The 15,251-nt window shown below is 45.1% G+C and carries 14 protein-coding genes; 7 read left to right on the top strand and 7 right to left on the bottom strand.

Annotated features, from left to right (window positions below):
* Nucleotides 1-11: 11 nt before the first annotated feature.
* A complete protein-coding gene (gene thrC / locus C3F22_RS15905) occupies nucleotides 12-1,151 on the top strand; it encodes a threonine synthase (protein WP_104426956.1) in 1,140 nt (379 codons plus the stop codon).
* A gap of 58 nt (nucleotides 1,152-1,209) precedes the next feature.
* Here thrC and C3F22_RS15900 read toward each other — a convergent pair whose 3' ends face one another.
* On the bottom strand, nucleotides 1,210-2,262 hold the full coding sequence (locus tag C3F22_RS15900) for a serine hydrolase (protein ID WP_034590260.1): 1,053 nt from the start codon (nucleotides 2,260-2,262) through the stop codon (nucleotides 1,210-1,212).
* Nucleotides 2,263-2,478: 216 nt separating this feature from the next.
* Here C3F22_RS15900 and C3F22_RS15895 point away from each other — a divergent pair, with 216 nt between their 5' ends.
* From C3F22_RS15895 to C3F22_RS15885, 3 genes are read left to right on the top strand one after another with little or no spacing between them, the layout of a single operon-like run.
* Nucleotides 2,479-3,114 (top strand): response regulator, encoded by a 636-nt coding sequence (locus tag C3F22_RS15895; RefSeq protein WP_005233474.1) that lies wholly within the window; start codon nucleotides 2,479-2,481, stop codon nucleotides 3,112-3,114.
* A gap of 27 nt (nucleotides 3,115-3,141) precedes the next feature.
* Complete coding sequence (locus C3F22_RS15890) at nucleotides 3,142-4,707, top strand: sensor histidine kinase (RefSeq protein ID WP_104426955.1); 1,566 nt, start codon at nucleotides 3,142-3,144, stop codon at nucleotides 4,705-4,707.
* 17 nt (nucleotides 4,708-4,724) lie between these two features.
* Nucleotides 4,725-6,146, top strand: coding sequence for a sigma-54-dependent transcriptional regulator (locus C3F22_RS15885; RefSeq protein ID WP_171284763.1), 1,422 nt, complete (start codon nucleotides 4,725-4,727; stop codon nucleotides 6,144-6,146).
* On the opposite strand, the gene C3F22_RS15880 is transcribed toward C3F22_RS15885, so the two are convergent.
* From C3F22_RS15880 to lptF, 4 genes are all read right to left on the bottom strand, one after another.
* A complete protein-coding gene (locus tag C3F22_RS15880) occupies nucleotides 6,147-7,319 on the bottom strand; it encodes a S41 family peptidase (protein ID WP_104426953.1) in 1,173 nt (390 codons plus the stop codon). It lies immediately after the preceding gene.
* A 23-nt stretch (nucleotides 7,320-7,342) separates the two neighbouring features.
* On the bottom strand, nucleotides 7,343-8,890 hold the full coding sequence (gene gpmI / locus C3F22_RS15875; RefSeq protein ID WP_104426952.1) for a 2,3-bisphosphoglycerate-independent phosphoglycerate mutase: 1,548 nt from the start codon (nucleotides 8,888-8,890) through the stop codon (nucleotides 7,343-7,345).
* A gap of 124 nt (nucleotides 8,891-9,014) precedes the next feature.
* Nucleotides 9,015-10,085, bottom strand: a complete 1,071-nt coding sequence (gene lptG / locus C3F22_RS15870) for an LPS export ABC transporter permease LptG (RefSeq protein ID WP_004787289.1) — start codon at nucleotides 10,083-10,085, stop codon at nucleotides 9,015-9,017.
* A 2-nt stretch (nucleotides 10,086-10,087) separates the two neighbouring features.
* The gene (gene lptF / locus C3F22_RS15865; protein WP_004787292.1) at nucleotides 10,088-11,188 is read right to left on the bottom strand and encodes an LPS export ABC transporter permease LptF; all 1,101 of its coding nucleotides are present in this window, start codon (nucleotides 11,186-11,188) and stop codon (nucleotides 10,088-10,090) included.
* 156 nt (nucleotides 11,189-11,344) lie between these two features.
* Between lptF and C3F22_RS15860 the strand changes: the two genes are divergently transcribed.
* Genes C3F22_RS15860 through C3F22_RS15850 form a run of 3 tightly spaced genes read left to right on the top strand, consistent with a single transcriptional unit; the run spans nucleotide 11,345 to nucleotide 13,834 of the window.
* Nucleotides 11,345-12,793 carry a leucyl aminopeptidase gene (locus C3F22_RS15860; RefSeq protein WP_004787294.1) on the top strand — a complete coding sequence of 483 codons (1,449 nt, stop codon included), beginning with the start codon at nucleotides 11,345-11,347 and terminating at the stop codon, nucleotides 12,791-12,793.
* Complete coding sequence (locus tag C3F22_RS15855) at nucleotides 12,786-13,193, top strand: DNA polymerase III subunit chi (protein ID WP_104426951.1); 408 nt, start codon at nucleotides 12,786-12,788, stop codon at nucleotides 13,191-13,193. The genes C3F22_RS15860 and C3F22_RS15855 overlap by 8 nt, the downstream gene beginning before the upstream one ends.
* Before the next feature lie 26 nt (nucleotides 13,194-13,219).
* Entirely contained in the window at nucleotides 13,220-13,834 is a 615-nt protein-coding gene (locus C3F22_RS15850) for a hypothetical protein (protein WP_004787299.1), read from the top strand.
* 101 nt (nucleotides 13,835-13,935) lie between these two features.
* Here C3F22_RS15850 and C3F22_RS15845 read toward each other — a convergent pair whose 3' ends face one another.
* Together C3F22_RS15845 and C3F22_RS15840 are read right to left on the bottom strand one after the other, a co-directional pair.
* Nucleotides 13,936-14,481, bottom strand: coding sequence for a VTT domain-containing protein (locus C3F22_RS15845; RefSeq protein WP_004787301.1), 546 nt, complete (start codon nucleotides 14,479-14,481; stop codon nucleotides 13,936-13,938).
* Between the two features lie 109 nt (nucleotides 14,482-14,590).
* Complete coding sequence (locus C3F22_RS15840) at nucleotides 14,591-15,250, bottom strand: riboflavin synthase (protein ID WP_004787303.1); 660 nt, start codon at nucleotides 15,248-15,250, stop codon at nucleotides 14,591-14,593.
* Nucleotide 15,251: the final 1 nt, after the last annotated feature.

Genomic DNA, 15,251 nt, shown 5'->3' with positions numbered 1-15,251 from the left:
GGAACATCATCATGTCGAATGCCAATCGTTATACTGGTTTAGTTGACCGCTATCGCGACCGTTTACCAGTGTCTGCAACTACTAAAGCCGTTTCTCTGGGTGAAGGTAACACGCCACTGATTAAGCTTGCGAATATTCCGCGCATTATTGGCAAAAATGTTGAAATTTATGTGAAGTACGAGGGCTTAAACCCGACTGGTTCATTTAAAGACCGTGGTATGACCATGGCGGTAACAAAAGCGGTTGAAGAAGGCTCTAAAGCCATTATCTGTGCATCTACAGGTAATACTTCAGCAGCAGCTGCAGCTTATGCTGCGCGTGCAGGTATCAAAGCGTTCGTTTTAATCCCAGAAGGCAAAATTGCGATGGGCAAAATGGCGCAAGCGATGATGTATGGTGCGATTACCATGCAAATCCGCGGTAATTTCGATGACGGTATGCGTCTTGTAAAAGAAATCGCTGACAAAGCACCTGTGACGATTGTTAACTCAATCAACCCGTACCGTCTGCAAGGTCAAAAAACCATTGCTTACGAAATCGTGGATGAATTGGGCCGTGCACCAGATTACCACTGCCTGCCAGTAGGTAACGCAGGTAACATTACTGCGCACTGGATGGGTTATACCGAAGCTGTTGCCAACCAGCCTGCTGGCGAGTTTGAGCAAGTGGTTTACGATGCTGCAACTGATGCCTTCACTGGTCCTAAACCTGAAGGTCTGCCAACAATGGTAGGTTACCAAGCTTCTGGCGCTGCACCTTTCCTTCGTGGTGCACCTGTTGAAAACCCTGAGACTGTTGCAACTGCAATCCGTATCGGTAATCCACAAAGCTGGAACCATGCGAAAGCGGTTGTTCGTGATTCTAAAGGCTGGTTCGATGAACTGACTGATGCCGAGATTCTGGAAGCGCAACGTCTTCTTTCTATGTATGAAGGCGTATTCGTAGAACCTGCATCTGCAGCTTCAATCGGTGGCGCAATCCGTGACATTAAAGCAGGTAAAATTGCTGAAGGTTCTGTGATCGTGTGTACCGTAACTGGTAACGGTCTGAAAGATCCGGATACTGCGATCAAACAATGTTCTGATGCTGTAATGCTTTCAATTGACGCAACTTTAGAACAGGTTCGTGAATCTATTCTTTCTAATATGTAAGATACAAAATCAAAAAAGCCCTGCAATTGCAGGGCTTTTTATATGCGCTTAAAAAAGATTAAACACGTTGTTTAGGCAGGCTAGACACCCAGGTCATCAGACGAGTCGCATCATTGGTACGTGCAGCAGTTGAATCCGCACCTAATACCACGACCACCACAGGACGGTTATTCAAGGTGGTGTGCATGACGACACAACGTCCTGCTTCATTAATATAACCGGTTTTAGACAGATTGATATTCCAGCCACCATTACGCACCAGTGAATTGGTGTTGTTGGATTTCAATACACGGTAACCTAGGTTGAAATCATAGCTGGCAGTGGTAGAGAATTGACGGATCAGGCCATACTGTGAAGCGGTATTGACCAGAATCCCCAAATCACGTGCAGAAGACACATTGCCAGGATGCAGGCCAGTAGATTCCATATAGTGGGTTGAATTCATGCCCAGCTCTTTAGCTTTGGCATTCATCTTCGCAATAAAGGCTGCACGACCACCTGGATACGTACGCGCCAATGCGGCTGCAGCAGGGTTCTCAGACTTCATCAAAGCAAATAATAAGGCTTCAGCACGATTCATACTGTCCCCGGCTCTTAAGGTAGAACTTGAGCTCTTACAGCCTGCACAGGAAAAATCAGCCTGTTGCAGGGTAATTTTTTCAGACATATTCAAACGCGCATCTGAAATCACTACTGCAGTCATCAATTTGGTAATCGACGCAATCGGGTAAGCATTATTGGTATTTTTACTGAATAACACTTCACCTGTCTGTGAATCCATCACCAGAGCTGCACGCGCACTTACAGCAGGTTGATTACTAAAGTGACTATTATCAATAATCTGCACAGGTTTTGTCAGCACTGGCGCTGGTGCGCCGCCCTGACGAATTGTCGTCGTAACAGTTGCTGAACCTGGTGGTGAAGGTTCTGCAGCAGATACGCTCAAATTATCATTCATGAGCTGATTGACTTCATCAGAAGACCAGCTGATGCTGGATCCACCCTCTGTTGTGCCAGAATTCATAATGATTTCAGCAAAACTTGTCGTGCTCATGCTGATTAACACGGACAGGCCAAGTAGATGCCTTAAAGACTTGTTTATTTTCTTCACTATTCCTTCACTCAACTAACAGAGGTAAGATTGATTTGCGTATTACCTCTAATATGCCTTACATTTAAACACAATGCCGAACATTTTTTGTTCTTGACACTATGTGATAAGTTTCAGATTTAATCTGCGAATAGGATTGCTAATTTTGTAGTTTCATTGCAAGCTTATTTTGCTTTATGTAACAAAAAAATGATTTTTAATAGAGGGAGAGTCTAGGTGATCACAGTTTTAGTTGTCGACGACCATGAATTAGTTCGTACTGGAATTTGCAGAATGCTGGAAGACCATGCGGATGTTCAGGTGATTGGACAGGCTGAATCTGGTGAAGAAGCAATTACCCTCGTCCGTCAGCATCATCCCAATGTGGTTCTATTAGATGTCAACATGCCAGGTATCGGTGGTGTAGAAACCACACGCCGTTTGCTACAGACTGCTCCTGAAACTAAAGTTCTTGCGGTGAGTGGTCTGGCTGAAGAACCTTATCCTTCTCTTTTACTTAAGGCAGGCGCCAAAGGTTATATCACCAAAGGTGCACCTGTATCAGAGATGGTTCGTGCCATCAATAAAGTCATGCAGGGCGGTAAATATTTCAGTGCCGATATTGCTGAACAGCTGGCCAGCTCCTACCTGTCTGATACCCAGCAGTCTCCTTTTGACGCACTGTCTGAACGTGAAATGCAGGTAGCCATGATGGTGGTGAACTGTATCAGCGCGCAGGAAATTGCCGACAAGCTGTTTGTGAGCGTTAAAACAGTCAATACTTACCGTTACCGGATCTTCGAAAAACTGAATATCGATAGTGATGTTAAACTGACCCATCTTGCAATGCGCTATGGCCTGATTAAACCTTAATTTAACCCTCTGCTTAATGCGGTTTCTATGGCGCAAACATCCAGTTATTCTGAACTGAATCAATATCATCTGGGCCTATGGTATAGCGCCTACCGCCTGATTATCAGCACGGGTCTGTTGCTGATTTTCCTGCTGACTTATCCCGATATGACTGCGGATTATCAGTATCCTAAACTCTATCACTACGCCTTAATGATTGGCGTCGCCGTCAATACGGTGCAACTGTTTACGCTGAGATGGGTAAAGCGCCTGATTCAGCCACAGTTCATTCTAATTTTTGCCAGCGATGTCTTTTTTCTCAGTTTATTGACCTTGGCCAGTCAGGGTCCAAATGTCCATCTCGGACTGATTTTTGTTATTACCATTTTTTCAGCTTCATTATTACTGGATGCCAAGAAAGCCCTGATCATCACCCTGATTGCGGTGATTAGTATCATCTACCAGCATTTTATCGGCAGTATTTTTGCCTTTTCCTCGCTTACCAATATCGGGAATAGTGCCCTGCTGGCCTTTCTATTTTTTGTCGTCTATGGCTCGGGACAAATTGCGGTACGGCGCTTTCAGATTCTAGAAAACCTGAATTTTTCTCAATCGCTGGAACTATATCGCTTACAGAATATTAACCGCTATATTCTGGAACAGATTGAAACCGGCTATCTGGTCTTAGATGAGAATTACCATGTGGTGCTCAGCAATCCGGCTGCCTGTCATCTGCTGGGTATTGAGCCAATGTATACCCATGAAAGATTTTCGTTATACCAATCTCAAAATGATTTGTTTGAACTGATCCGTTTTGAAAATCTGGAAAATGGCGAGCGGTTTCAATTTGAATCCCAGCAGAGTCGTTATAATATTCACGTGCAGGTACAAAAGCTGATTGTGCCGCACCAGACTCTGACTCTCCTCGTGCTGCAAGATGCCCGCAAACTTAATCAGCAGGTGCAACAGTTAAAGCTTGCTGCTCTAGGCCAGCTTTCCGCCAGTATTGCCCATGAAATTCGCAATCCTCTGGCTGCCATTGTACAGGCCAATGATCTTTATCTCGATTCTGAACCTGAACAGCAACAGGTTCTGCATCAGATGATCAGCCGACAGGCTACCCGTATTGATCGGATTATTCAGGACACCCTGAATATGGTGAAAAACAAGGAAACCCATCCGGTCGTAATTCAGCTGAATGAATTTATACCACTGTTTATTCAGGAAGATTTAGCAGATGTGGCGGATCAGATTCAATTTAATATTGATGTACCACTGGCAATTCAGTTCGATGAAGCCCAGTTACGTCAGATTCTGATTAACCTGATTCGTAATGCCATCCGTCATAATTCACCGGATTCACCCCATATTCAATTGAATATTCACCCATATGAACATAAGGTATGGATAGATGTCCGGGATTTTGGCTCTGGTGTTGCCACCCATGATCAGGAATTATTATTTAAACCTTTTTTCAGCACGTCTATCCATGGAACGGGACTCGGACTATATTTATCACACAGTTTTTGTGAAGCCAATCAGGCACAACTCAACTACATTTCACAAGAACAGGGCGCATGCTTTCGGATTAGCTGTCAACGTGCGACAGCATAAAAGGAATAAGGGGAAATATTGTGGAACAACAACCACTGGTCTTATTGGTGGATGATGAGGAAGATCTGTGTACCCTCATGCAAATGTCATTAATGCGCATGGGAATCCGTACGCATATTGCCCATCGTCTGGAAGATGCAAAAAAATTTCTGACAGATCATCAATATGATGCCTGTCTGACAGATCTAAATCTTCCTGATGGCAATGGTCTGCAATTATTGGACTGGATTAACCAGCACTCCCCTCACCTTCCGGTAGCTGTTCTAACGGCTTATGGCAATATGGAAATTGCCATTGCTGCACTCAAGGCAGGTGCATTTGACTTTGTCAGTAAACCGATCAATCAAAAGCATCTGGAACAGCTTCTACAAAAAGCACTGAATAAACCAGTAGACTATTATCAGAATAATTCCAATGATTCATTAGAACATAAATTGCTGATTGGACAATCTCTGCCTATTCAGCAATTGCGGGTCACCTTGAAAAAAATTGCCCGTTCTCAAGCTCCGGTATTTATTACTGGTGAATCAGGGACCGGGAAAGAAGTGGTGGCCAATCTGGTCCATCGTCTTAGTAACCGCAATGAAGGACCTTTTATCGCGATTAACTGCGGTGCAATCCCGACTGAATTAATGGAAAGTGAACTGTTTGGCCACAAGAAAGGCAGCTTTACTGGCGCGACTCAGGACAAACAAGGACTAATTCAGTCTGCCCATGGAGGTAGTTTGTTCTTAGATGAAATCGCCGAATTACCGCTATCTATGCAGGTTAAACTGTTACGTGCCGTCCAGGAAAAACGCATTCGTCCCGTCGGTTCCGATACTGAAATTGATGTCGATTTCCGTGTCATTAGTGCCAGCCACCAGGATCTCGATGCGCTGGTACAACAAGGCAAATTCCGTCAGGATTTGTTCTTCCGTATTCACGTGATGGATCTGGTCTTACCACCCCTGCGTGAGCGCGGCCAAGATATTCTGCTCCTCGCTGAGCATTTTGTTCAAAAGATCTGTCAGGAATGGGAGATTCCTGCGAAAAAACTGACGGAACGGAGCAAGGAATTTTTACTGGAGCAATACTATCCGGGCAATGTACGCGAACTGCGTAACATTATTGAACGAGCTATTACTTTGAGTGATGAAGACAAGATTGATCTTCAGCATCTGCAAACTGCTCCACTGCGTCATACGGTATCCGTCCAATCAGAAACGGCAAATCTGGCAGAGCCGACCTCATCTACGGATCAGATCATTATTCCCAAGAAACTCCCCGAGGAAGGTCTGGAACTGTATTTAGAAAAGATTGAAAAAGAAATTCTGCTGAATGCTTTGAATCTGACGCATTGGAATCGTACATTGGCCGCCAAAAAACTCGGTATGTCGTTTCGCTCTTTACGTTATCGTCTGAAAAAATTCGGACTGGATACCGAAGAAGAGGAATAATTATTTCTGCAGGAGCAGCAAGTCTGTGACGTGATCCAGATAGCTCTCCTCACGTGCATCCTGACCGAGAGGATAGGTGAAATGTGGCTGAATCCCCTGTCCTTCGATCATATTGCCGCTCGGGCTAAAGTATTGCGACACCGTCATCTGCAAAGCAGAGCCATTACTTAAAGGGAATAGCTTCTGCACTACCCCTTTGCCATAGCTCTTTTCCCCTACCACCCAAGCACGATTATGCTCTTTCAGAGCAGCAGTAAATACTTCTGCAGCAGAAGCAGAACGGTTATTGATCAGAATCCCAACTTTCAGGTTCTGAAACTCAATTCCTGGTAGTGCCTGAAATTGCTGATTACCTTCAGAACGGCTCTTGGTCGAAACAATAATACCCTGATTCAGAAATAAATCTGCCGATTCAACGGCTGCAGACAATAAACCACCCGGATTATTACGTAAGTCAAACAGCACTGCTTTCAGGCGATTGGTTGAATAACTTTCAATAATTCGCTTGATTTCATTAGCAGTATCTTGCTGGAAAACTTTGACCTGCAGCACCAGAACCTGATTACTGTGTAAAGTCGATTTAATCTCGGTATCCACTTTGGTATTGCGGACCAGTGTAATCGGTACACTTTGCGCAGAAAGCTGGAGCGTTAAAGTAGAGCCAATGGCACCGGTTAATAAATCTCGCACTTGCTCACGTTTCAGCGCACTCAAGACCTGATCATCAATCTTGTAAACTGTGACACCATTGCGAAGGCCTTGTTTGGCAGAATCAGCATCCAGACTTAAGCCTTGTACCATCCATTGTTTTAGCTGTGGATTAAAATGCAGATCAAAATCAATACTGGCCAGATCACCTTCAGTATATCCACGCAGCTGTTTATAGTCTTCAGGAGATAAATAGCGGGAATAGCGGTCCAGGCCACTCACCAAACCTTGAATGGCCTGCTGGAAAAGCACATCGTCATTTTTGTCTTGAATATAATTATCTTTGACGATGCCATAAATCTGAACAAATTCCTGGATGGATGTAACAGGAATTTCATTATAGACCTGTTCGTCCATTTCCAGTTCATCGAGTGCCATCTCGGTTGAAACAGCACTCCAGGCGGAATGACTCAAACACATCAGTAAGCAGGATAAGACTACAGACTTGCCATGTGTTTTTATCATTCTTATACCTGTTTTATAAAAGATTAAGCGTGCAGCTCAATAAGATTGCGACCCTGCATTTCAGCTGGTACCGAAATTTGCATCAGGTTCAGCAGGGTTGGTGCGACATCAGCCAATACACCACCTTCTGCGATTGTTGCAGAACTTGGACCCACATAAATAAATGGAACCAGTTCAGTGGTATGCTGGGTATGCACCTGACCACTCTGATAATCCTGCATTTGCTCCACATTACCATGATCGGCAGTAATAATCATATGACCTTTTTTCGCCATCACAGCCTCATAAACACGGCCTAAGCAAGTATCCACGGCTTCAACGGCTTTCACTGCTGCATCAAATACACCGGTATGACCGACCATATCACCGTTGGCATAGTTCACAACCAGTAGGTCAAACTCGCCTGAATTGATCGCTGCCACCAGTTCATCAGTGACTTCATAGGCACTCATTTCCGGTTTCAGGTCATAAGTCGCAACATTTGGAGATGGGATCAGGATACGTTTTTCACCTGGATATTCATCTTCACGGCCACCGCTAAAGAAGAAGGTTACATGCGCATATTTCTCGGTTTCTGCAATACGTAGCTGAGTTTTACCCAGGTTCGACAGATACTCACCTAAAGAATTTACCAGCGCTTCTGGCATATAGGCTATTGGCGCATCAATGGTCGCCTGATAACGGGTCAACATCACGAATTTCGCCAGATTCGGTACAACCTTACGTTCAAAACCGGCAAAATCTTTTTCAACAAAGGCACGAGTCAATTCACGGGCACGGTCAGCACGGAAGTTCATGAATACGACGCTGTCGCCATCCTGAATCTTCACAGTGTCGCCAATGCGAGTCGCTTTTACAAATTCGTCTGATTCCTCTGCAGCATAAGCCTGTTCCAGACCTTCAACTGCACTAGCTGCAGTACGCACTGCTTCACCTTCAGTCAGCAGACGATACGCTTGCTCTACACGATCCCAACGGTTGTCACGGTCCATGGCAAAATAACGACCGATCATGCTGACAATACGACCCTGGCCCGGATATTGAGAAAATAATGCATCCAGTTTTTCTAAAGAGGGTTGCGCACTTTTTGGTGGTGTATCACGGCCATCGAGGAACGCATGCAGATAAACCTGAGCACCGCGTTTTAAAGCCAGTTCAGCCATCGCAACGATATGATCTTCGTGTGAGTGCACACCGCCTTCAGACAGCAGACCCATAATGTGGACTGCGCCATTTGCTGCTTTGGCTTTCTCAACCGCATCTACCAGCACTTCATGTTCGAAGAAAGCCCCAGTACGGATATCTTTGGTAATACGGGTAAAGTCCTGATACAGCACACGGCCAGCACCAAGATTCATATGACCGACTTCAGAGTTCCCCATCTGACCATCAGGCAGGCCGACATCTTCACCTGAACCTGAGATCAAACCATGCGGATGCTTTTCCTGCATAGCAGTTAAATTTGGTCGTTTAGCCGCTAAAAACGCATTGTCTTCGACCGCTTCGCGATGACCCACACCATCCATAATCACCAAAACGTGAGGGATTTTGCCAGCAGTTGCATCCGTCATAATGAAATACTCTTTTCGTCTACGAATTAATCGCTCTAGTTTACCGAATTTTGCAAAAAGAGGCCATGACCAGTCGATGGTTTAAGCCTCTTGTTGCGATTGATTTCTTCTATTTTCCTGTGGCTTAGCGGGCTCGATGGAGCAAGTAGCCGCCAATAGCAAACATCAGCAAAATAGGAATAAATACGAACCATGCCGGTGATGGCGCATAGACCAGACTGGCATAGCCGAGAAAATCCTGCAGGTAGAAGAAGCTTAACCCTGCGAATAACGCAATCACCAAACGGAAGCCCATCGATTGCTGACGCAATGGCCCGAAAATAAATGAACAGGCAATCACTACCAGCGCAATCAGGGCAAATGGCGAACCAACTTTCTGCCAGAAAGCCAGCTGATAGGTTTTCGGTACCTGACTATATTCATTCATATAGCTCATAAAGCTTACCAGCTGGCTTGGTGATAAATCTTCCGGATCAATCGTGACCATATGCACATATTTCGGCTGCAAGGCCAAAGCCAGTGGTTGCTTATCATGCTGTACCAGTGTCGCATTGCCGTTTTGTAAAATATCAAACTGTTCTGTGCTATCTAGTTTCCAGGCCCCATCTTTGACGAATTCACCCTGCTTGGCATCCAGAGTACCCCGCAGACGGTAATTGTCATCAAAGTCCAGCATCTGTACATTTTTCAGCTGGCCTTTGGCATTGGCATAATCAATATAGATAAAGCGATTACCCTCACGCGTCCAGTAACCTTTAACTTCACCAATTTTTACCGGCTTGTTATAGCTTTTGACTGCTTTGGCCTGTTCATTGGTATATGGAATCACCCATTCGCTCAGGGCAAACGACAATACGACCAATAGCAATGCTGATCGAATAACCCAGCCGACAATCCGCCAAAGACTAACCCCCACCGAACGCATTACGATCAGCTCACTATTGGAAGCCAATGCACCTAAACCAAGTACCGCACCAATCAGTGCGGAAATTGGCAGGATTTCATAAAGATAATTCGGTGCGCCCCAGAGTACATATTTTAAGGCATCCCATGCACCATAGCCTTCTTTCAGGGAACCCAATTCACCTAAATACGTAAATAAGACCTGCAGACCTGAAAGAACAGCTGTTGCCCCAAGCATCGCCAGCGCAGTGGTTCCGGTTACATGTTTGGCAACTATACGACGTGCTAACATTGTTAAGACCTCACTCGCTGAATCCGTTTTTTAATTTTTGGCGCCAAATTCTGTTTACGTGAGAACAATGCACCGGCTATGGCATAAATAATCAGGACTAATGGATAAGCCCAAATGCCCATTTCCGCCTTGCTGACCCGGGTTTTGATTGCCATCAGGGCGACAATCAGGCTAGCAAAGATCATCAATGCCGGGAATAATTTGAGATAGCGACCTTGACGCGGACTAACTTCCGACAGTGCCACAGACAGAATCAGGGCAATTACAATGGCAAATGGTACAAAGACACGCCAGCCAAGCTCACTGGCTACCACTGGATCCTGACGGTTTTTCCAAAGCTGTCCGGTCGGCAAGGCTTCAACTTCATCACTGACCAGTTCTGCTTCTTTATTACTTTCGATCCGTAAACGATAGCTTTCAAATTCAGCTTGAGTATATTGCGGGGTGCCTGGATAAATTTCATAGCGGCGACCATTGACCAGGTCGACCACATTGGCTGCATCATTCGGCATTTCAATTCGAGTCGCTTCCTGCGCCAGAATCATCACATCCGGCTTGCCTTCTTTTTCCGCACGCTGATAGAAGAAAATATCTTTCAAGTTTTTGCGATCTTCGGATAGATCTCCGGCATAAATCGTATAAGGTCCAGACGAAATAAATTCTTTGGGCCGAACCAGATCAAAGCCGGTTCGTACTGCCTGCTCACTGGTCAAGGCTTCAAACTGGCGAATCCCCCACGGCGAAGCCCACAGCATGAGAAAGCCTTGTGCAAGGAGATAGACTAAAGTCATTGGAATCAAAAGACGTGCCAGCTGATGCCGACTAATTCCACTACCATTTAAGACCGCCATCTCATGATCAACATAAAGACGGCCAAAGACCAGCATTAAGCCAATAAAGAACCCAAGTGGAAGAATCAAGGTCAGGAATTCAGGCAAACGATAACCAATGATGCTGAACAGGATTCCAGCATCCAGACGCCCCTGTGCGGCCACACCAAAATACTTGATCAAACGACCGCCCATCATGATAAGGGTCAGTAAGGCAATCACCACCAAGGAGGTCGATACCACTTGCTTGACCAGATAACGCCGAATAATCAAATTAGTTCTTCCAAAATGAGCTCCATAAAACGAATGCTAGTTTACCCGAATAGCAAAAATATAAAACCTAGGTGGCTCTGCCCATTGAAAATCTATTCGGATAAATGTTTCAATGCTTGAATGATTTGCAAATCTAAACAGGCGTGAAAACAAGATATGAACCTTACAATTAATACGTCATTCCCAGAGAATGGATCAAGTCAATCTTTGTTGATTTTAGTCGACTCAGAGCAAATTCAGAGCGCTGCATCAACATACCAAATCAACAACCTAGACACATTAATTGAAGCCTCCCAATTCAAGGCCGGTCTAGCAGAAAGTTTAAGCCTGATTGGACAGATCAGCCAGTCTCAGCATGCAGCCCTGATCGGCCTCGGCAAGACTGCCGAATTACAAGCGGGAAAACTGGCGAAAATTGCCCAGGCCATTATTAAAGCCTCTCAAAAAAAATTCAAACAGATTTCTGTTGATCTGACACAACTTCCACAAGAATTGCACTATCTGTTTGCATTGGCTTTAACTCAGGCCAGCTACGGCTATGACGAATACAAGTCGAAAAAGAACGAATTTATTCTGGAGCAGATTGATTTTATCGCTGCCGAAACTCCGCTAACAGCTGAACAGTTGCAATTGATTCAGGCCGTTCAGACTGGTCAGAATCTGGCGCGTGATCTGGGTAACCGCCCTGGCAATATTTGTTTCCCGGAATATCTGGCAGAACAGGCCCAGGCGCTGGCGGCTCAATATCCGGACCTGCTTAAAGTAACTGTGCTCAATGAACAGCAAATAGCTGACCTTGGCATGGGTGCCTTCCTTGCAGTCAGCAAAGGTTCAGACCGTCCAGGCCGTATTATTACGATTGAATATCTGGCGCATCGTGAAGAAGCACCAGTGGTATTACTGGGTAAAGGCATTACTTTTGATACCGGCGGTATTTCATTAAAACCAGGCGCTGGCATGGACGAAATGAAATATGATATGTGCGGTGCGGCTTCAGTTCTAGGCACCCTTCGTGCACTATGCGAATCTCGTTTACCAATTCATGTAGTGGGTGCGATTGCTGCAGCGGAAAATATGCCTTCTGGCAAAGCCACCCGTCCAGGTGACATCGTAACCACTATGAGTGGTCAAACTGTTGAAATTTTAAATACTGATGCTGAAGGCCGTCTGGTACTCTGTGATGCGCTAACTTATGTGAAACGCTTCAACCCTGCCCTGGTGATTGATATTGCAACTCTAACCGGTGCTTGTGTAGTGGCCTTAGGTTCAGTCTTGACCGGTATGTTTACGCCAGACAATGAGCTGGCTGCAGAACTTGAAACCGCCGGTCAAAATGCATTTGACCGTGTATGGCGCATGCCGGTACTGGACGACTATCAGGAACAACTGGATTCACCATTTGCCGATATTGCCAATATTGGTGGCCCTAAAGCCGGTTCTGTAACAGCTGCATGTTTCCTGCAACGTTTTACGCGTGACTATCGCTGGGCTCACCTGGATATCGCAGGTACGGCATGGAATTCAGGTCCAAATAAAGGCGCAACTGGTCGTCCAGTACCTCTATTAATGCAATTCCTGGCTAATCGCGTTCAAAAGCATGGCTAAGGTCAACTTTTATTTATTTGAAAAAAGCCCTGAACGGCAGGTGGACAGCACTTGTCGTTTATGCCGTAAAATTTTGCGTCAGCCAGAGCGCATCTGGCTGCTGTGTGCCGATCCTGCCTTACAGCAGGAACTGGATGAAAAGCTGTGGAACTTTGATCCTGCCAGCTTTATTCCACACGGGATTGATCAGCCAGATGCAACCGTCTGTATCTCGGCTCAATTACCAGAGCAGTCGGGCTGGATTATTTTTAATTTTAATCCGGAAGCACTTGAACCTGATGCGAAATTTAGTCACATTATTGAGATTATTGAAAACAATGAACCAGCCAAACAGCTGGGACGTGAAAAATATAAACAATATCGTCGCTTTGGCATTCAGCCAAATACCTTTAAGCTCTAAGTAATCACGTGAACAAGGAGATGCAAGTGGCATTAAATGTAGGTCCAGATTTTAAACAGCGCTGGTTAAACACGCCTGAGGCTGTACGTCAGACCTTTATCGATGACCTCTCGCGCATCTGTGAAGTACTTAAGCCTGAAACTGCTATAGAAGAATGGCTCGTCCGTGACCAGCAGTTACAGAAAGAGTCTGAGCGTAAGATTGAAGCAGCGTATGCACAGCGCAAGGCTGAACTGATTGAAGAAGCACGCATTCGCAGACAACGGGCACTCGAAAAAGCCTTAGCCGAAAAACGCGCTGAAGAACAGGCTTATGCTGAACAGCTACGCCGTGATGAAGAGCGAAAATTTGCCGAGCAAACCCAGAAGCTGGCTGAAATGCGTCATATGCTGGATACTGAAGTTCAGGATTATGCCGCGCGTTATCAGAAAAATCCGGATCAGGTGTTCGACTTTGCCAAAGGTCGCTTAGATATCAACGATACCCAGATTTTGTCTGAGCTAGAAAGCTTACGGTTACGTCTGGAACTCGAAGCAGAAACTGTGATTGAACAAACCGTCAATGCACTGCGTGAGAAATTACGCGCTGCAGCCAAGGAAGAAATTGACTATATTCTGAAAAATTCTGATCTGGCTGAGTAAAGTTGATGGTCAGTTGGCTGAAAGAGTCTTTTTATTTTTCAGCCTTAGCGCTTGCTTGCCTTATTTAAACTTATTCTATCTAGTTAAAATCTACTTTAAAATTAAAACAAGTCAGCCAGTAAAAATGCGGTATTGCCAAGCAGATAGCCCGCCCCTAGCAAAGTGCTGATCCAGAGAATTCCCCCAGTCACATTATAGAAACTGAAAGTCGCAAAGCTCATATGGCCAGAACCTGCCGCAAAAGGGCCGAAGGAACGTACAAAGGGAATAAAACGCGCAATTAAGATTGTCTTGCCACCGTGTTTCATAAAATAATGATTGGTTTTGACCATATATTCGGGTTTGAAAAACCGTGAATGCTCATTGAAATACTTTAATCCGAGCACCCTGCCCGAATAATAATTCACGGTATAGCCCAAGATCGAAGCAATCAGCAGCAATAAACCCATGGAGTGCAAGGTAATCAGGTCAGAGCTGGAACACAGCGCACCGACAGCAATCAACAAACTGTCACCTGGCAAAAAGAAGAAAAACGGCGAACCTGTTTCCGCAAAAATCACCAGGAACAAAATTGCATAGATCCATACCCCATACTGCTCCAGCAATAATGGTAAAGACTGTTCAAGATGAAGTAAAAAATCGAGCATTCGACCTGTCCACTGGGGCTAAAATCGCGAGTTGAGCTACGTATTATCCCGAAAAATAAAAAAACAGTCTAATTTTTCAATTAGATTGTCTGGTAATTGCTCAGCGGATTTATTTCAAAAAACCATTTTCGGCTAAGAATTCCATGCTGATTTTAGACTGTTCTGTAGTTTCTGCGGCCTTTTCACCAAGCAATAAACGCTCGATATAACGTGCCAGTACATCTACTTCCAGATTGACTTTTGTGCCTAACTTCCAGGTACTAATATTGGTCCGTTCTGCCGTATGTGGAATCAGATTCAGACTAAGGATATTTCCACGTAAGTGATTGATGGTCAGACTGATACCATCTACTGTTATAGAGCCCTTCTCTGCCAGATATTTGGCAATTTCTTTTGGTGCAGTCACTTCAAAGTAGATGGAACGGGCATCGGAACGTACTACCGTAATTTCACCTACCGCATCCACGTGGCCAGAGACAATATGTCCGCCAAAACGTGTAGTTGGCAGCATTGCCTTTTCGACATTTACAGGTTGGCCGACTTTCCAGTTAGCCAGTGTAGTCCGGTCCAGGCTTTCACGTGATACATCTGCAGCATACCAGTTCTCGCCCCAGTCAATTACGGTCAGACAGATGCCATTGGTGGCAATCGAATCACCTAGATGTACATCGGACATATCCAGATCCGTCTGGATGCGTAAACGCACATCACCACCAACGCTTTGCAGGCTCTCGACCTTGCCCAGACTTTCAATAATACCTGTAAACATC

It is taken from the genome of Acinetobacter sp. ACNIH1, from assembly GCF_002934695.1.
GTDB classification, from domain to species: Bacteria; Pseudomonadota; Gammaproteobacteria; order Pseudomonadales; family Moraxellaceae; genus Acinetobacter; species Acinetobacter variabilis.
Note: the sequence above shows the minus strand (reverse complement) of the source record. Positions and strands in the feature narration are given on the sequence as shown.